This is a genomic window from Candidatus Kuenenia sp. (genome assembly GCF_039794105.1).
Classification (GTDB): domain Bacteria; phylum Planctomycetota; class Brocadiia; order Brocadiales; family Brocadiaceae; genus Kuenenia.
Window position 1 is genome coordinate 1 of sequence record NZ_JBDIWA010000033.1, and the last position, 18,460, is coordinate 18,460.

General features: G+C 38.4%; 15 protein-coding genes and 1 pseudogene. All 16 read left to right on the top strand.

What is annotated here, in order from left to right; all coding sequences use genetic code 11:
- Window positions 1-182 (top strand): annotated as a pseudogene (locus ABJL82_RS13400) (hypothetical protein); the annotation flags it as partial.
- Between the two features lie 602 nt (window positions 183-784).
- On the top strand, window positions 785-949 hold the full coding sequence (locus ABJL82_RS13405; protein ID WP_347275203.1) for a hypothetical protein: 165 nt from the start codon (window positions 785-787) through the stop codon (window positions 947-949).
- A gap of 734 nt (window positions 950-1,683) precedes the next feature.
- A complete protein-coding gene (gene rfbF / locus ABJL82_RS13410) occupies window positions 1,684-2,457 on the top strand; it encodes a glucose-1-phosphate cytidylyltransferase (RefSeq protein WP_347275204.1) in 774 nt (257 codons plus the stop codon).
- Entirely contained in the window at window positions 2,451-3,533 is a 1,083-nt protein-coding gene (gene rfbG / locus ABJL82_RS13415; protein WP_347275205.1) for a CDP-glucose 4,6-dehydratase, read from the top strand. Before rfbF ends, rfbG begins: the two co-directional genes overlap by 7 nt.
- Window positions 3,530-4,762 (top strand): class I SAM-dependent methyltransferase, encoded by a 1,233-nt coding sequence (locus ABJL82_RS13420; protein WP_347275206.1) that lies wholly within the window; start codon window positions 3,530-3,532, stop codon window positions 4,760-4,762. Before rfbG ends, ABJL82_RS13420 begins: the two co-directional genes overlap by 4 nt.
- Window positions 4,763-4,996: 234 nt before the next feature.
- A complete protein-coding gene (rfbC, locus tag ABJL82_RS13425) occupies window positions 4,997-5,560 on the top strand; it encodes a dTDP-4-dehydrorhamnose 3,5-epimerase (protein ID WP_347275207.1) in 564 nt (187 codons plus the stop codon).
- On the top strand, window positions 5,557-6,852 hold the full coding sequence (locus tag ABJL82_RS13430; protein ID WP_347275208.1) for a DUF4910 domain-containing protein: 1,296 nt from the start codon (window positions 5,557-5,559) through the stop codon (window positions 6,850-6,852). The genes rfbC and ABJL82_RS13430 overlap by 4 nt, the downstream gene beginning before the upstream one ends.
- Before the next feature lie 130 nt (window positions 6,853-6,982).
- Window positions 6,983-7,711, top strand: coding sequence for an SDR family NAD(P)-dependent oxidoreductase (locus ABJL82_RS13435; protein WP_347275209.1), 729 nt, complete (start codon window positions 6,983-6,985; stop codon window positions 7,709-7,711).
- 166 nt (window positions 7,712-7,877) lie between these two features.
- Window positions 7,878-8,747, top strand: coding sequence for an ABC transporter permease (locus ABJL82_RS13440; protein ID WP_347275210.1), 870 nt, complete (start codon window positions 7,878-7,880; stop codon window positions 8,745-8,747).
- Window positions 8,748-8,952: 205 nt separating this feature from the next.
- Window positions 8,953-10,251, top strand: coding sequence for an ABC transporter ATP-binding protein (locus ABJL82_RS13445; RefSeq protein ID WP_347275211.1), 1,299 nt, complete (start codon window positions 8,953-8,955; stop codon window positions 10,249-10,251).
- A gap of 39 nt (window positions 10,252-10,290) precedes the next feature.
- On the top strand, window positions 10,291-11,004 hold the full coding sequence (locus tag ABJL82_RS13450) for a sulfotransferase (RefSeq protein WP_347275212.1): 714 nt from the start codon (window positions 10,291-10,293) through the stop codon (window positions 11,002-11,004).
- 585 nt (window positions 11,005-11,589) lie between these two features.
- Complete coding sequence (locus tag ABJL82_RS13455; protein WP_347275213.1) at window positions 11,590-13,131, top strand: DUF6298 domain-containing protein; 1,542 nt, start codon at window positions 11,590-11,592, stop codon at window positions 13,129-13,131.
- 16 nt (window positions 13,132-13,147) lie between these two features.
- Entirely contained in the window at window positions 13,148-13,825 is a 678-nt protein-coding gene (locus tag ABJL82_RS13460; RefSeq protein ID WP_347275214.1) for an acyltransferase, read from the top strand.
- Window positions 13,826-13,862: 37 nt separating this feature from the next.
- Window positions 13,863-15,872 (top strand): asparagine synthase (glutamine-hydrolyzing), encoded by a 2,010-nt coding sequence (gene asnB, locus ABJL82_RS13465; protein WP_347275215.1) that lies wholly within the window; start codon window positions 13,863-13,865, stop codon window positions 15,870-15,872.
- 6 nt (window positions 15,873-15,878) lie between these two features.
- Window positions 15,879-17,387 carry a hypothetical protein gene (locus ABJL82_RS13470; RefSeq protein WP_347275216.1) on the top strand — a complete coding sequence of 503 codons (1,509 nt, stop codon included), beginning with the start codon at window positions 15,879-15,881 and terminating at the stop codon, window positions 17,385-17,387.
- Window positions 17,380-18,417 carry a glycosyltransferase family 2 protein gene (locus tag ABJL82_RS13475; protein WP_347275217.1) on the top strand — a complete coding sequence of 346 codons (1,038 nt, stop codon included), beginning with the start codon at window positions 17,380-17,382 and terminating at the stop codon, window positions 18,415-18,417. Before ABJL82_RS13470 ends, ABJL82_RS13475 begins: the two co-directional genes overlap by 8 nt.
- Window positions 18,418-18,460 lie beyond the last annotated feature (43 nt).

Sequence of the window (18,460 nt, forward strand, 5' to 3'; positions counted from 1 at the left end):
CAAGGTATACCAATTGGGGATTTTTCCGTGGAAGTATAGATGAAGTCCGCATCTATAATCAGGCATTAAATGTAGAGGAAGTATTGTCATTGTTTAATAACGACATAGTGTTTGACACTACGCCGCCAACGGTGAGTTCGCAACAAGTCAGGCCAGTAATGCCGGATCATTTCCACCTTTAACGCCGTTGGTATGGGGGGGGTCTGAGTTTTATGGGAAAGGGGCATAAGGATAAAATTGTTGTATCCAAGGAAGATGTATATGTTTGAAAATGGCATACATTTCTACTTACATTTCTCATATTTCTACGGGTGCATCACCGATTTTTTGTAAATATTAGCACCTGCCTGCCGGCTTATAGGTATTGTGTATCACAAGCATCTTGTTTGATTAACCCTGACAGTGTTTTTAACTCTGTCAGGGTTGTTTCTTTTATTTTAAAGCGGTAAAAGACAGGTTTTGAAACTTGTCTCGAAAATAAGACTACAAAAAATAGCTCAAGTACAGGTACGACAATATGATATGGCTATAAAACCATTTTCATCGTTTCTGGGTGTTGCGAATGTAACAGGATGACTGGTCTGAAAAATCCAGTCCATTATAGTTTTTCTCAGGCTTACTCTTACCTTATTATATCAATTCATTTCGAGAAAATCCGCAACCACGCAAATCTTGCGTTAAAAATAGCTAAAGGAAAACCTTTTCATTGAAGTTTGAGTATTTATCGGTTTGATTCTGGTTGATTTGTACGGCAAAAGAATTGTCCAACAGTAAGCCGGACGGCATGGACCAAGGGGTTGACCATCCTCTGATATTTTCTGTTACGAAAGGTTCCGTTACGCATCATCCGCATCATCCGTATCATCCTGAACATCAGAAAGGAATGAAGATATTTTTCCCCAAGCTCGCCATACCTTACAGTCTCAATTCATTTCGAAGAAATCTGTAATCTCGCAAATCATGCGTTAAAAATAATGAGCAAAATTTGTTGTTACACAAATTATTACATTGTAAACCTAAATAATAATATTATCTTTACTTAGGCATTGTGGAGATGAAATATTCTCCAATAACCATGCATATCAGTATACCATTTACTTCGTGGCATTGTATACAATCGCGCAAATTCTGCATAAGAATACTTTTCTGAAACCATTTCTCTTAAGCTTGCCTTGTTTATGTGCTGTATTATTTTTCATGATGATTATCCATTATTTTGCCGGATGTACTCTCTATAAAGCGTACGGTAGTTTTTTCAGGATATCTGTATGGGGGTCAGGCGAAATAGCGGAGAATTTTATTTTCTTATTCTAAATTTGTATTTATACTCCCACATTTTAAGTGGTTAGCAATGGAATCAGAATATCCGATACGGATTTTTTGGTCTTTGGTTTGCTAGCAATAAAACATCATACACCTGCGCAAGACAATTGTGATTTATGGTAACAATTTAATTTTTTGAAAAATTCCAAATCAAAGTTTCCCCTCTAAAAGAGGGCTGGGGGTGTGTCAAAGGCGTATCTACACACCCATTAATCTCCTCTTTTTAGAGGAGATCTTAAAAGTAGTTGCCCAAGGCAACCTAATTTATGGTAATGCGTCGACTAACCACACTGTGCAAAGATATTTTACTTTCGTGGCAAAGGACCGACGCATAAAATACTATCAAAAGGAATCAATCGCATGAAAGCAGTTATTCTTGCAGGAGGATTTGGTACCCGGTTGTCAGAAGAAACGGTTTCACGACCTAAGCCCATGATAGAGATTGGCGGTAAACCCATATTGTGGCATATCATGAATATCTACAGTGTTTATGGTATAAACGAGTTTATTATTGCGGCAGGTTATAAAGTAGAGGTGCTCAAAGAGTATTTTCTCAACTTTTATGCTATCAATAATGATGTTACGGTTGATTTAAATACGGGAAATACTATTATTCACAACAACGGGAATCATCCTAAATGGAAAATTCATATTGTTGATACGGGGTTATATACACAAACTGGCGGACGTCTCAAGAGGCTTAAAAGTTGGCTGGAGAAAGAAGAAACATTTCTGTTTACCTATGGTGACGGTGTAGCTGATATTGATATTAATGCCCTATTAAAGTTTCACTATTCACACAAAAAGTTAGCCACTATTACGAGTGTGCATACCCCCGAACGTTTTGGCAGAATTGCGTTTGAAGGTAACCAAATTACCACATTTCATGAGAAGCCGGAGCATGCTGAAGGTTGGATTAACGGTGGCTATTGTGTTCTTAATGCCAAAGTTTTCGATTATATTGAGAACGACGAAACAATCTGGGAACGTAGTCCTATGGAACGTCTTGCCAGTGAAGGGCAATTATTTGGCTACCGTCATTCAGGTTTTTGGTCATGTATGGACACTTTAAAGGAAAAAAATTTTTTGGAAGAATTATGGAACTCGGGTAAAGCCCCCTGGAAAGTATGGTAATAAATAAAACCTTTTGGAAAAACAAAAAAGTATTAATCACCGGACATACCGGTTTTAAAGGAAGCTGGTTATCGCTATGGTTGCAAAATATGGGCGCTAATGTTATAGGGTATTCATTGCCGCCCGCAACAAAACCAAATATGTTCGAGGTAGCAAATGTTTCTGCTGGTATGGAATCTATAGCAGGTGATATCCGTGACATTGAACAGGTGACCAAGACAGTTTCAAAGTATCAGCCGGAAATAATTATTCATATGGCAGCACAATCGCTCGTGCGTTATTCGTATAGTAATCCGGTAGAAACGTATGCTACCAATGTTATGGGAACGGTAAATATTTTAGATGCGGTGCGTCAGATTAAATGTGTAAAAGTTGTTGTAATTGTTACAAGCGATAAATGCTATGAAAACAAGGAATGGTTATGGGGCTATAGAGAAAATGACCCTATGGGTGGGCACGACCCATATTCAAGCAGCAAAGGGTGTGCTGAGTTAGTAACATCAGCTTACCGGAGTTCATTTTTTCCAGTGAAGGACTATAAGGTTCACGGTGTGGCAGTGTCAAGTGTCAGGGCTGGTAATGTGATAGGGGGGGGAGATTGGTCGGAGGATAGACTCATTCCTGATATCATGAAAGCATTTATGGATAAACGTATTGTAAAAATACGCAATCCAAACTCAATCCGTCCATGGCAATATGTACTGGAACCGTTACGGGGATATTTAGGCCTTGCGGAACGTTTGTGGTTGCATGGGAGTGGTTTTGCCGAAGCCTGGAATTTCGGGCCAAAAGGTGAAGATGTTCGGCCGGTCTCCTGGATAATTGAATCTTTATCCGAACAATGGGGAGAAGATGCCCGCTGGGAGTTAGGCTCAACTCAGCAACTACATGAGGCCAGTCACCTTAAGCTGGATTGCTCTAAAGCACAAAACTTGCTTGGATGGGAGTCCAGACTTGATCTTTCAACAACGCTTCAGTGGATTGTGGCATGGTATCGTGGTTATCAGCAAAAAAAGAACATGCGAAATCTTACGGAAGCAGAGATTGTACGCTACGAGAAAAGTGAGGGAACATGAATTCGTTAAAATGCCGTTTTTGCAAAACACCATTACACCATTCTTTTTTAGATTTAGGGCTATCGCCGCTGTCGAATTCGTATCTGAGCGCTGAACAGCTCCAGCAGCCGGAGACTTTCTATCCATTACATGCCTACGTTTGCGAGGGTTGTTATTTGGTTCAGCTACCAGTATTTGAGTCTCCTGAAAATATTTTTAGCGAGTACGCCTATTTTTCATCCTATTCCGAAAGCTGGCTTAAACACGCAAAGACATATACCGGCCTTATGATAGAGCGTTTCGGTATTAACTCTCAAAGCCGGGTTATTGAGATTGCCAGCAATGATGGATATCTCCTTCGGTATTTTAAAGACAGAGGTATTCCTGTACTGGGTATTGAACCTGCGAAAAATGTGGCGAGAGCAGCTCAGGATAAAGGAATTCCCACTATTAGCGAATTTTTTGGAACTCAAACAGCCGGAAAATTGGCCAGTGAAGGCAAATATGCTGATCTTTTGTTAGGAAACAACGTCTTAGCTCATGTGCCCGATCTCAATGATTTTGTAAAGGGATTGAAAATAATTTTAAAGCCCAATGGCGTTATCACCATGGAGTTTCCTCATCTGATGCGGCTTATAGATGGAAACCAGTTCGATACAATTTATCACGAACACTTTTCATATTTTTCACTTATTACTGTAGACAATATCTTTGCAAGTCATGGGTTGACCCTCTTCGATGTGAATGAACTCCCTACACATGGCGGTTCTTTACGCATCTATGCCCGGCATACAAAAGATGCTTCCAAACCGATTGATAGGAAGGTTACCGATCTTAAGAACAAAGAGGAATCTTTGGGATATGCGCACCTTGAGCACTATTTTTCATTTTCTGAAAAGGTGAAAGAAACAAAAAGAAAGATTCTTGCTTTTTTAATTGAGTCCAGGCGGAACGGAAAATCCATTGTCGGATATGGTGCCCCTGCCAAGGGCAACACGCTTCTTAATTACTGCGGTATTCGTACAGATTTTATTGACTATACCGTGGACCGTAGTCCTCATAAACAAGGCTATTACTTGCCAGGAACTCACATACCAATTTACAACCCTGACAAAATCAATGAAACAAAGCCTGATTATTTACTGATCCTTCCTTGGAACCTTAAAGAAGAAATTATGGAACAAATGTCTTATATAAGGGACTGGGGCGGTCGATTTGTCGTTTTTATTCCAGAGGTAGAAGTACTGTGAACAGTGAGCAGTTCACAGCAAGAAACCTGCATAAAAATCTAACTGCATGGCAGAAAGCAATGGATTTAGTAGTTGTTATTTAGCATGTAACTATGAATTTTTAAAGAGAAGAAATATACGGATTAACTTCTGAAACCTTAGACAACTGTCTTGCCCTTACGAATGGGTTGAGGAAATCCATTAGAAATAAAAAGGGTGAGCAGTGAACCGTAATCTGCTTACTTTTTACAAAAAATGATTTTCACAGAAACTAAACTAAAAGGCGCATACATTATAGAGATCGAAAGAATAGAAGAGGAACGGGGTTTTTTTGCCCGAACCTTTTGCCGTAAAGAATTTGAGTCTCACGGGCTTAACCCTAATCTTGTACAGTGCAATATCTCTTATAATAAAAAGAAGGGGACACTCCGTGGGATGCATTATCAGATAGCACCTCATGAAGAGGCTAAACTGATAAGTTGCATAAGGGGATCAATATATGATGTCATTATAGATATGCGGTCAGATTCTCTTACTTATGGTCAGTGGATGGCGTTTAAACTTACTGCTCACGGCTTACCGCGCACGGCCTACTTTAAAATGCTTTATGTTCCTGAGAGTTTTGCCCACGGTTTTCAGACATTAGAGGATGATACATTGGTTTTTTATCAGATGTCTGAGTTTTATCATCCTGAAAGTGCAAGGGGTATCAGGTGGGATGACCCTATGTTCGCTGTGCAATGGCCGATTCATGATAAGATCATATCGGATAAAGATAAATCATATGATAATTGGGTGGCAAAGGATAAAACCAGATGACTATTAATTACAACGAAGTTGGCGGAGAAATGTATCAGTTAATGACTGAGTTATTCCCAATATGCAGAAGTATTACAGGAAATGGCGTTCGGGAAACTTTAAATATTATAAAAAAACATATTCCGGTAACAGTCCATGAGGTTCCAAGCGGAACGCAGGTATTTGATTGGACGGTTCCAAAAGAATGGAATATAACTGAGGCCTATGTTAAAAACTCAAAAGGTAAAAAAATAATCGACTTCATGGAAAATAATTTACACGTTCTTAATTATAGTGTGCCTGTTAAGAAAAAGATTTCTTTGGGGGAATTAAAGGAACATCTTTTTACACTACCAGAATATCCTGATTGGATTCCTTACAGGACTTCATATTACAAAGAAATTTGGGGATTTTGTATAAGTCATAATCAATTCATAGATCTCAAAGAAGACGAATATGAGGTGTTTATTGATTCATCGCTTGAAAATGGTTGTTTAACATATGGTGAATATTATATTAAGGGCGAGAAAAAAGAGGAAGTGTTAATATCCGCCCATGTTTGTCATCCGTCACTCTGTAATGATAACCTCTCAGGCATTGTTCTCGCAGTCTTTCTTGCAAAACACCTCAGCCAAAAATCGCTGAAATATTCTTACCGATTTCTATTCATTCCGGGAACGATTGGTTCTATAACCTGGCTTTGTCTGAACGAGTCAAATATTTCAAAGATAAAGCATGGTCTGGTTGCTGCATGCCTTGGAGATTCCGGGAAGTTTACCTATAAGAAGAGCCGTCAGGGCAATGCAGAGATAGATCGGGCCGTTATAAATGTTCTGAGGAATTCAGGAAATGATTATAAAATAATTGATTTTATTCCATTTGGCTATGATGAGCGGCAATACTGCTCACCAGGGTTTAATCTTGCAGTAGGCTGTTTAATGAAGACGCCACACGGTTATTATCAGGAATATCATACCTCAGCAGATAATCTAGTCCTTGTTCGACCCGAATACCTTGCAGATTCATTTTCAATAGCACTATCAGTTTTCGACATTTTAGAAAATAATAAAAAATACATAAATCTAAATCCGAAATGCGAACCGCAACTGGGTAAAAGAGGATTATATCAGATGATGGGAGGTCAGAAAGATAAGAAGATAAAGGAACTTGCCCTACTCTGGGTGCTGAATTTGTCTGACGGGAATAATACATTATTATACATTTCTGATCAATCTGGAATTGAATTTGCGCTAATCAAAGATGTTGCCAATATATTACTTAAGCATGATTTATTGAAAGAATGTCCAGAGTAGTATTTTTAAAATAAAAAGATTGAAACACGAAGCGTATAAATGGCAATATTCCATATTTTTTACGAATAGTTACATCGTTTCTTTGTAGTAATATCATTTTTTAATATTATGCCTGGTTATAAATTAATTTATGTCCAAACTGAGAGATCAAATTGCGGTTGTAACAGGAGCAAGTGGTGGTATTGGCAAGGCTATTGCTTTAGGTCTTGCAGCGCAGGAAGCCGCACTTTGTATTGTAGGTCGTAATTTGAAAACCCTTGAGATTGTTGCTGAGAGTGCCAGGGTGATTGCGCCTAACATTAAGAGCTATCAGGTTGATTTGACCAGGGAGGATAACATTCAAAAGCTAAAGACATATCTTCAACGAGATTTTGGATATGTTGATATACTTATCCACTGTGCCGGTGTTTTTTCGATGGGTTCGCTTGAATGTGCTTCTATTGAAGACCTTGATTGGCAATATAAAACCAATGTTCGTGTTCCTTACTTACTTACTCAGACATTGTTGCCTATGATTAAATCACGTCGTGGGCAGATAGTATTTATAAATTCCAGTGTTGGTTTAAGCGCAAGGGCAAATGTAGGTCAGTATGCTGCAACAAAACATGCGCTAAAAGCTATCGCGGATAGTTTACGTGCTGAAGTAAATGCCTCCGGTATTCGTGTTCTGAGTATTTATCCCGGGAGAACTGCCACTCCCATGCAGGCATCTATCTGTAAGATGGAAGGTAAACCATATAACCCTGAAAGATTTATGCAGCCAGAAGATGTAGGCGAAGTGGTCATAAATGCACTTACATTACCTCGAAGCGCAGAAGTTACAGATATCCATATAAGGCCTTTTCTAAAATATGAATAAAAGTAGGCGTGCTTTATTAACAACGAAATTCTGTTTGTTTTTCAATTTTTGGTCCCGATTAAGAAACTTTACATTTGAAGCACGGAAAGCTGTTGTTGTTGAAGGCAACATTGAAAAGTTAGTTTTAATCTCATCTAAAACTACCAATGAGGAAGATAGCACTATTATGAAACAAAATAGTAATCAAAATCTGGGTGTTTCAACTGTACCATCTAATCCATTAGTGATTCGGATTGAACCTTCAAAGGGTTGGGTTTCCCTTAAGCTCAAAGAACTGTGGGCGTATCGGGAACTCCTGTACTTTCTCGTATGGCGAGATGTTAAGGTGCGTTACAAACAAACGGTATTAGGGGTAGCCTGGGCACTTATCCAACCGTTTTTCACTATGGTAGTATTTAGTCTCTTTTTTGGGCGTTTAGCCAGGATGCCGTCTGATGGCGTCCCCTATCCCATCTTCAGTTTTGCTGCGCTGGTGCCATGGACATTCTTTGCTAACGGGCTGAATCAGGCGTCAAACAGTCTGGTAGGGAGCGCCAACCTCATTAAGAAGGTCTATTTCCCCCGACTGGCAATACCCATTGCGACTGTTTTGTCCGGCGTGGTGGATTTTATGTTATCGTTTATTATGCTGATCGGGTTAATGTTCTATTTTGGTTTTACACCGACAATAAACGTATTCTGGTTACCCCTTTTTTTACTGCTTGCGCTTGTTACTTCTCTTGGTGCGTCTCTCTGGTTTTCTGCCCTCAATGTAGAATTTCGCGATGTGCGTTACATTATGCCTTTTCTTACGCAACTCTGGATGTTTTCAACGCCCATTGTCTATCCCGGTAGCCTGTTATCAGAACCGTGGCGAACCATATATAGTATTAATCCCATGGTGGGGGTAGTGGAGGGTTTTCGTTGGGCATTGTTGGGAACGCCTCTGGTTTTTGGACCAAGTATTATAGTTTCTTCGTTTGTTGCATGCCTGCTTCTTCTCAGCGGCGCTCTCTATTTCCGGCGTATGGAAAAGAACTTTGCAGATGTGGTATAGCGCCGAAGGCTCAGTGTATAGTGCTTGTTATGAAAAGTGAATAAAACCCTAAATACAAAGTACTAAATACTAAACAACATCAAATGACAGAAATCAAAAATTCAAAACGATATGATTTAGAGGAGAGGGCATTAAATTTTGCAGAAAGGGTTATTAAATTAGGATTTCGATATTGGAATTTAATATTTTATTGTGAGTAAACTCAATGAATGATATCGCAATACGAGTAGAAGGACTCAGTAAAAAATTTCATATAGGCAGGCGGCAAGGGAAGCATAAAACCTTACGAGAGACATTGACAGATGCCTTTGTTTCTCCCATACGCAGAGCTGGTAAGCTATTGCGGGGACAGGCCGCAGGCGCTGCCGAATTGGATGAAACGATATGGGCGCTTAAGGATATATCCTTTGAAGTCAAACGAGGTGAAGCTGTAGGTATAATTGGACGAAACGGTTCAGGCAAAAGTACGCTTTTAAAGATCCTTTCACGAATTACTGAACCATCTAAGGGTTTTGCAGAGATTCACGGTCGAGTTGGGTCATTGTTAGAGGTAGGTACCGGTTTCCATCAAGAATTGACGGGTAGAGAAAATATTTATCTGAATGGCGCAATACTGGGCATGAAGCGAGCCGAGATTGATCGAAATTTTAATGAAATCGTGGCCTTTTCTGAGGTAGAGAAATTTATTGATACACCAGTAAAGCATTATTCCAGTGGCATGTATCTAAGACTTGCCTTTGCAGTGGCTGCGCATTTGGAGCCGGAGATATTGCTTGTGGATGAGGTATTGGCGGTAGGGGATTTAGAATTTCAGAAGAAATGTCTGGGAAAGATGCAAGATATAGCAGGGGAAGGGCGGACTATATTCTTCGTGAGCCATAATATGAGTGCAATCAATCGGCTATGCAGCCGTACTGTTTGGGTAGATGCCGGACAAGTAAGGCATATTGGCTTGACTCCCGATGTTATTGAATCATATCTCTCGTCTCAAATAAAAGACTGCGTGGGCGAGGTTAAACTTCCAATCTCAGATATTAATAGTAAGTTACAAATGAAGTTTGTCCGCATATTATCAAAAGACGACAAACCGGTTGCTATGGTTGACTTTCAAAAATCATTCAGAATAGAAATAGGATATGAAATTAGTGCGCCACTAAAAGGAATATCAGTTTTATGCCGAATAACAGATTTACAGGGCAACATTATATGTACTTCGTGGGACACAGACACTACAGATTGGAAGGAGCGTGTTAGAGAACCTGTACCGTATTTATCAATTTGCACTGTTCCTGGATGCTTACTAAGGCCTGGTCGTTACCTCTTGACCGTTGGAGTATTCACTGACAAACATTCACTTGTCAGTAACAATATTTTTGTTACTCATGAAAATATACTTTCATTTGAAGTCTCTTCTACCAATTATTTTTTGAATCTTACCCGAATGGGCATTATTACACCACTATTTGGATGGGAGGTTATACGCAATGAACAGTGCACTGATTAAACTGTTTAGGAGATTGAACATCTGTTATAAAAAACAATTATGTATTCTTTAAATCAAGACGAACGACTAATATTTATTGGCGGATCTCCTCGTTCCGGAACGACATTGGTGCAAAACATATTAGATTCGCATCCCGATATTTTTGGAGGACCGGAATTTCTCCATCTTCCGGATATCATACACTTGAGAGAAAAATTGCATGGTTCTATATCGCGTGGATGGATTGACTTATTTTGTTCATGTGAGGATGTAGATGGATATATACGTTCTTTTATTGAGAATCTATTATTACCATTGGCAGATAAGCAAAGGTCAAAGTTTATAAGTGAAAAAACGCCTGAAAATATTCTTGTTTTTTCAGAATTGTTAAAACTGTTTCCGCAAGCGCACTTCATACATGTTATAAGAGACCCCAGGGCTATTGTTTTCTCCATGCAACAGGTTCGGAATCGTGCAATAAACAAAGGATTTATCCCTCCTGCATTTACTGCTACTATTTCAGCAAGCATAAAATATGCTGAACGATGTATCAATGCAGGGCTTACTGCATCAAAGAATGCACCTGATAAAGTGTTAACGGTAGTGTATGAGCGCCTGGTAATTGATCCTGAGAAAGAGACAAAAAAGATATGTAAATTCCTGGGATTTGAATGGAACAGCCAGATGATATTCCCGGCAAATAAGGAACATCTTGGTGAAAAAGCTATAACCTCTAAATCTAATGAAATTTGGTATGACAAAAAAATGTATTAACGAAATAGACAAATGAAAAAAAAATCTTACATTTGCTCAACAGGTAAAAATAACCGCGGCATTTAGCAAGCGTAAAGAACTGAAACAATTGGGATACGATTTATCAATAACTAATTTAAAACAGACATACAGTATCGTTTGGATTTCTTATAGCAAACTTATTCTTTTCAGGCAGAATTTTTACCAATACGTTATTTTATTTGCAAAAAAAGTCCCCGGAACTATCTGGATAAAACATCGTATTGCAAACATTATCCAAAAAATACTTCGTTAAAGTTATTGATATACTGTGAGGGTTCACAAACAGGGATTTCTCAATCTGCATTTAAGTTTTGTTAATATAAATAGTTATAGTATTTCGGAAATCACATTTTGTGAACCCCTTGAGTATAATATCTTTACGGAATGATTATATGGTCTCATAGTATATTTTTTACAATGATGCTATTAAAATTTAAATCTCTATGATCACGTTTTTGGACGCGTTATGCTGGTCTGAGTTCTTTTTGAAGAATCGCCACTCGCATTGCACTATTTTTTGCTTCAACTTATAATTTATGTTGAAATTCAAAGGTGAATACTAAAATGCTTTTGAGAAATAAAATCCTGCCGTTTCTATTTGTATTTGGTGTGCTGCTTGTATTGATGTCCCTAAATAACACGGTCATGGCACAAGCACTTTCTGATTATCACCTTCAAGGGATAGTAAACGAAATAGACCTTCGTGTTGGGGATCTTTCAGGCAAAGGAATTTTACAACGTTACGAATGTGGTTCATCTTTAGGCGCCCTCAGGCAAAACCCCTGTAACAAGCGGTATTTTACTGATAGCAGTGGCAGAGCAATATATTTAACCGGCTCACATAATTGGGATAACCTAAAGGATAAAGGTAAAACAGACCCTCCACCTGCCTTCAATTTTAATGGCTATTTGGATTTCCTTCAACGATATAATCACAATTTTATGCGTCTTTGGACATGGGAATTAACAAAAAATACAGCTAATAAAGAGGTATACTTTTATTTCGTTACTCCATTTCCGTGGCAACGCTCAGGACCAGGACTGGCATTAGATGGGAAACCAAAGTTTGATCTGAGTCAATTTGATCAGACATACTTCGATCGTTTACGGTCGCGAGTAATTGCAGCCAGAGATAGGGAGATTTATGTATCGATCATGTTATTTGAGGGATGGGGTATGTTTTATATGAATTCTTCGTGGTGCTGGGATGGACATCCGTTCAATGTGAATAATAATATAAATGGGATTGACGGGGATCCGAACAAAGATGGAAAAGGGTTAGAGTCTCACACACTGCAAATTTCTTCAATTGTGGAATTACAAGAGAAGTATTTAAAAAAAGTGATTGATACGGTGAATGATCTGGATAACGTGTTATATGAGATATCTAACGAAGATCATGATGGTTCAATTGAATGGCAATATCATATGATTAATTTCATTCATAATTATGAGAAAACAAAGGCTAAGCAACATCCGGTAGGGATGACCACTCATGTTGGACTTGGAAACAACGCCGTTTTTAATAGCGCTGCCGAATGGATTTCTACCGCTGTTTCCACTTGGGGGGATGACAATGATCCGTATAAAGTTGATCCTCCTGTAGCAGATGGCAACAAGGTTATCATTCTTGATACAGACCATCTCTGGGGTGTGGGGGGGGATAGAGTATGGGTATGGAAGAGCTTCATTAGGGGATATAATCCTATTTACATGGACGATGACCTTGATTCAACTTCGGATGCAGTAAAAGAAGATGCCCGAAAAGCAATGGGACACACTCTTGCCTATGCCAGTAAAATGAATCTCAATGATATGTCACCACGCAATGACTTGACGTCAACAACATATTGTTTAGCTAATCCTGGTTTTGAATATTTAGTCTATAAGCCTTATAAAAAGCTTAAGATATTTGGCGGTTCAAAATCTAATACATTATTTACTGTGAATCTTGCAAAGGGAAAGTATCGTTACGAATGGTTCAATCCAGGCGTAGGAGAGATTGTTTCAACAGGAACATTTACAGCTAAGGGTGGCAATCAATCTTTCAATCCTCCATTTAATAGTGATGCGGTTCTTTACATTTCTGCTGATAGGGAACGTTAATAATTACGTTTTTTCTATGCTCATCAAAAGATTATTCCGGAAATTAATCAGAAAACTCATTACAAAATTGGGTATCTTAATTTATGAGGCAAATGGTGCTATTGCCAATAGGACCCTGCCAAAATTTGGAAACAATCCGAAAAATTTGGTAATCGATTTGCCAAGAAGGATTGTAAACCCGGAGTATATGTTTCTTGGCGATCACATCTATATTGGTCCTGGATCTTTACTTCTTGCAAATAGGGGTTACCCATTTCCCCCTATGCAGCATCCTGAGAAGAAAGAAATTAACCAGTGGTTTAATCCGAAAATCTTTATTGGTAACAGGGTAACAGCCACCGGTAATTTACAGATAGGTGCACTAAGTGAAATTTCTATAGAAGATGACGTAATGTTCGCATCTAATGTACACATTACTGATGGTTTCCATGGATATGAAAATGCAAACGAACCTTATAAATATCAGAAAATGTTCAGAATCGCACCTATCAGAGTTAAGCGAGGTTGCTGGATTGGACAAAATGTGGTCATTTTACCCGGTGTTACAATTGGTGAATTTTCGATTATAGGAGCTAACAGTGTTGTAACAAAAAGTATGCCAGATAGGTGTATTGCGGTAGGGTCTCCCGCTAAGGTTATTAAAACATGGGATGAAAATACACAGCGATGGGTTTCTGTTGAAAACATTGAATAAGCTTCATTAAAAATAAAAATCTTGGGGAAAGTTAATAATGTGCGGAATAGCAGGTTTAATTGATCTTAGTGGTAAAGCAATCGATCCTGAAATATTGAAACCTATGACTGATGTGATCCGTCATCGTGGTCCCGATGACGAGGGATATGTGCTAATTAACCAGGCGACTTCAAGCTTCCAAACCTATGCTGGTCCCGATAGCCCGCCCGACATTCAGGCATTCAATCCCAATTTCAAAACATCCGCATTTGCCTTTGCCGGAAATATTGGATTGAGTCACCGACGGTTTTCAATCATTGATTTGACGGCAGCAGGCCACCAGCCATTTTTTAATAACGACCGATCCTGTTGCGTCGTATTCAATGGTGAGATATATAACTACATAGAGTTACGCGCCGAATTAGAAAGCAGAGGCGTTATCTTTCGATCACACTCTGATACCGAAGTCCTGTTAGAGGCATATAAGGCTTGGGATGTTGAATGTTTTACGAGATTTAATGGGTTCTGGGCATTGGCTCTCTATGATTTTCGGAAAAAGCGCCTGATCCTCAGCCGGGATCGCATTGGTAAGAGGCCGCTATATTGGGTCAGGAACGATTCCCGTGTCTATTTCGCGTCTGAAATCAAATCTCTCCTTAAAGTGCCTGAGATCGCTCGAAACAAAAAGGTCAACCAGGATGCAATCTGGCATTGGTGCTCCTCCGGCTTGCGAGATCTGAACTTTTCGACTTGTTTTGAGGGCATATTCAGTCTTCCGTCTGCATCCTGGGTGATTGTTGATGAGAATTTTCCAAATAAGCTTAAAACCTTCTGGAAAGTTCCGGAAAAGCGCATGAGTGAAAATGATATTGGAATTTCTGAAGCCGCTACGCTTGTACGGGAAACACTTATGGAAGCAGTTCGTATTCGTTTGCGGGCGGACGTACCCATAGCGCTCGAACTGAGCGGAGGATTAGATTCTTCTGCCATTCTGGCTATGACAGCGCAAATTCATCCGGAACGAATCACCACTTACACCGTTCGGTTTCATGATCCGGGCACTAACGAAGAGCCATTTGCCCGCTCAGTTGCAAAGCATTACAACGTCGATTACAGAGTGATTGATCCACCTTCGCAAACGTTCTGGCAGCACATCCTTGCCTTTACATATCTTCAGGAGGAGCCATTCCACTCCCCCAATTTGCAGACGAGTCAGGACATCTGGTCGCATATGCGCGGCGAGGGAACCAAAGTCACCCTAACTGGAGCTGCAGGCGATGAAATGTTTGCCGGCTATACTCATTATTATTCGAAAGCGCAGAGAGAAAACCTGAAAAATGGTTGCTACCGTCAATTTATCGAAAACGCATTGCATTGGTCAGAGCGCCGTCACAGCATTAAAAACATGGCGCTATCACTGATTCGTCCACCACGGTATCTCCTTAAGTACCTCGTGCCGCAAGCTAGTAAGTTTAGGCGGAGAAACCGCCATTACTTGCGTAACATCTCTATGCCACAGTGGCGATACAACACAGAAACGTTGACGGAATTGCTATATAGTGATATTACCAATACACGGATTCCATACTGGCTGCGTTCAGGTGATAAGATATTGATGGGCATGCCATTTGAGGGTCGTTGCCCTTTCCTTGATTACCGGGTCGTCGAAGTTGCCACGCAACTGCCTGTCACATATCTCATACGGCATGGGTGGCACAAATGGATTCTGCGCAAGGCATTGGAAGATTATTTGCCATCTGATGTCCTTTGGCGAAAACAAAAAATGGGATTCCCGTTTCCGTATCAAACATTTTATGAAAATAGTAGAAAGATAATAGACCTTATCTTATCACATGCGGATAACCCATTCATAGAGTTATCTAATAAAGCAAAATTCCAGAAAGACTGGAGGGCTATTAGTTTTATCCTGTGGTACGAGATGTTCTTCAACGAAAATCTTACGTTATTCAAGAAAATCGAAAGCATGGTCAATCAATCTTGCACAACAACCGGCAGTAAATATACGCCTGAATTTTTGAGTTCATGTGAAGTAACGTCAATAACATAACATCTAATGTTTGAAAAATTGCTATATCATAATCAGTTTGTTTTAGGACCATTCTTCATTGAAGAACTTGCATCCTGGAAAAGGATTAAAATGAATAGTTCGATGCATTTAAATGTGCATCCGGATTTAAATACCTACCAGGCTGTTTATGAAAACAAATCGATAACTTTATTAGGATTTATTTTGGATCCGGATAATCCACAGGCTAGCGATTCCGATATAATAAATGGTTTGATTCATAAGCTCTCTAATGGTGACACTTTTTTCGAGCTCACGTATGATTTCGGTGGCAGATGGATACTTATTGTAAATGATGCCAAAGAAATAAGATTGTTTAATGATGCAACGGGCTTGCGTCAAGTATTTTATACAGAAACTCATTATACAAAAGATTTATGGTGTGCATCGCAACCGGGCATTATAGCACAATTATTAAATTTAAAAATGGATAAAGACGCGGTTGATTTCATTAATTCTTACGAATTCAGAAAAAATAAAGAATTCAGGTTTCCATGCGATAGTTCACCGTATAAAGAAATAAAACATTTATTACCTAATCACTATTTAAATTTAAAAACGGGGTTGTGTAAAAGGTATTGGCCTGATAAACCTTTTCAAAATCTATCACTGGAAGAGGGTTTAGAAAAAAGTTCAAAAATTCTTAAGGCATTAATGAAAAGCGCATCAAATCGTTTCGACTTAGCGTTTGGATTAACAGCGGGTTTGGATAGCAGATTAGTATTAGCAGCTTCAAAGGAAATTAGTAATAAACTTTCTTATATAACAGTGAGACAAATCGATAAGCCTGATAACTATCCGGATATAATAATACCTTCTATGCTCCTTTCGAAATTAGGAATGAAGCATGATGTTGTGAAAAGCAGTTTTATTATAAATGATGAATTTATAAATATATTTAAAAAAAATGTTACGTTACCACATTACATATATGCACCTGATGCGCATGCTATTTTAGCCTATTATTGTCAAAGTAAAGTTGCAGTAACAGGAAGTATTTCAGAAATTGCAAGGTGGCCTTTTAGGTCACGGCTACCGAGATCTCATTGGAAAAAAGTGACAGTACATGACCTATCACAAGTGCAAAATATGGGGGAAAATCAATTTGCAATTAAACATTTTGAAAATTGGCTTTTAGGGTTAGGTGAAATATATAACGTAGACGTGCTGGACTTATTTGAGTGGGAACAAGGGCATGGTACCTGGCTTGCTATGTGTCAGTTGGAGTTTGATATTGCCTGGAAAGACATTTTTACACCTTATAATTGTAGAAATTTACTCATAAATATGTTGTCGGTAAAAGAAAAATGCAGAAGACCGCCAAAATATGTGTTACACAAAAAACTCATATTAAAGTTATGGCCAGAACTTTTAAGTGTTTCTATAAATCCTCATTATGATACAAAGACTTTTTGTTCAATTATAAAATCGTATATACGCTCACCACTTAAAAAAATTCTAAAAAAGGCAGTAAATCGTGTACAAAGAGATGATTAACGAAACAACATATCCCTTAATTACCATTGCAATTCCAACATATAATAGAGCTGATAATTATCTAAAGCAAGCCATTCAATGTGCAATAAACCAAACATATTCAAACATTGAGATTATTGTTTCTGACAATTGCTCTACTGATAATACTGAAGCGGTTGTAAAAGATTTTAATGACCCACGTATACGATATTTCAGACAGGAAAAAAATATTGGAGCAAATAATAATTTCAATTTTTGCCTTGAGCAGGCAAAAGGTGTATATTTTTTGTTTCTCATGGATGACGACTTGATTGATAGCGATTTTATAGAAAAGTGTATGAATGGTGTTGACTACAATATTAATGTCGGCATTATACGAACAGGAACCCGTATAATTGACTCCCAAGGGACAATAATACATGAGCATCTCAATGTGGCTGGAGGACTTTCTGTCGAGGAATTTTTTAGAGTATGGTTTGCAAATAAGACAGCCTTATATATTTGTAGCACATTATTTAATACTGTAAAATTAAAAGAGGTTGGAGGATTTCAATCAAAAAAGAATCTTTTTCAGGATGTATTTGCGATGGTACAATTAGTGTCAAAGTTTGGCAGAGTGGATGTGCAAGATATTAAAGCTAGTTTTCGTAAACATACTGGTGAAATGGCATTTAAGGCAAAAATTATTGATTGGTGTGAAGATTCACTAATGTTGCTGGATTTGATGTGTGAGTTAGTTCCGGAGAAAAGTAAAAAGATAATCCGGAAAGAAGGGATGCGATTCTTCTCTATGCTAAATTATCTGAAAGCCAGGAAAATTAAGTCACCATGTAAGCGTTTTATTACATATTTAATTATTTTTAAAAAGTTTAATTATCATTATCTTCCGTCTAAAAGTTTTTTTCTTATGCCTATTTATCAAGCACTTTATGGGACGTCTGTATATCATGGAATAAAATTTTTAAAAGAAAGAAAAGGTATTATAAAAACCAGGATTATCCGGTTAAGAAATTGCGTAATACTGGTATCAGAAAAAATTAGAAAAAAATAATGTTCTGAGGCGCTGTTTTTCTTGACAATTCAGCAAGAAGCAC

Excerpts from the sequence above, each read along its gene's own strand:
- ABJL82_RS13405 (WP_347275203.1), top strand. The coding sequence starts at position 785 with ATGGACCAAGGGGTTGACCATCCTCTGATATTTTCTGTTACGAAAGGT.
- rfbF (WP_347275204.1), top strand. The coding sequence starts at position 1,684 with ATGAAAGCAGTTATTCTTGCAGGAGGATTTGGTACCCGGTTGTCAGAA.
- rfbG (WP_347275205.1), top strand. The coding sequence starts at position 2,451 with ATGGTAATAAATAAAACCTTTTGGAAAAACAAAAAAGTATTAATCACC.
- ABJL82_RS13420 (WP_347275206.1), top strand. The coding sequence starts at position 3,530 with ATGAATTCGTTAAAATGCCGTTTTTGCAAAACACCATTACACCATTCT.
- rfbC (WP_347275207.1), top strand. The coding sequence starts at position 4,997 with ATGATTTTCACAGAAACTAAACTAAAAGGCGCATACATTATAGAGATC.
- ABJL82_RS13430 (WP_347275208.1), top strand. The coding sequence starts at position 5,557 with ATGACTATTAATTACAACGAAGTTGGCGGAGAAATGTATCAGTTAATG.
- ABJL82_RS13435 (WP_347275209.1), top strand. The coding sequence starts at position 6,983 with ATGTCCAAACTGAGAGATCAAATTGCGGTTGTAACAGGAGCAAGTGGT.
- ABJL82_RS13440 (WP_347275210.1), top strand. The coding sequence starts at position 7,878 with ATGAAACAAAATAGTAATCAAAATCTGGGTGTTTCAACTGTACCATCT.
- ABJL82_RS13445 (WP_347275211.1), top strand. The coding sequence starts at position 8,953 with ATGAATGATATCGCAATACGAGTAGAAGGACTCAGTAAAAAATTTCAT.
- ABJL82_RS13450 (WP_347275212.1), top strand. The coding sequence starts at position 10,291 with ATGTATTCTTTAAATCAAGACGAACGACTAATATTTATTGGCGGATCT.
- ABJL82_RS13455 (WP_347275213.1), top strand. The coding sequence starts at position 11,590 with ATGCTTTTGAGAAATAAAATCCTGCCGTTTCTATTTGTATTTGGTGTG.
- ABJL82_RS13460 (WP_347275214.1), top strand. The coding sequence starts at position 13,148 with ATGCTCATCAAAAGATTATTCCGGAAATTAATCAGAAAACTCATTACA.
- asnB (WP_347275215.1), top strand. The coding sequence starts at position 13,863 with ATGTGCGGAATAGCAGGTTTAATTGATCTTAGTGGTAAAGCAATCGAT.
- ABJL82_RS13470 (WP_347275216.1), top strand. The coding sequence starts at position 15,879 with ATGTTTGAAAAATTGCTATATCATAATCAGTTTGTTTTAGGACCATTC.
- ABJL82_RS13475 (WP_347275217.1), top strand. The coding sequence starts at position 17,380 with ATGATTAACGAAACAACATATCCCTTAATTACCATTGCAATTCCAACA.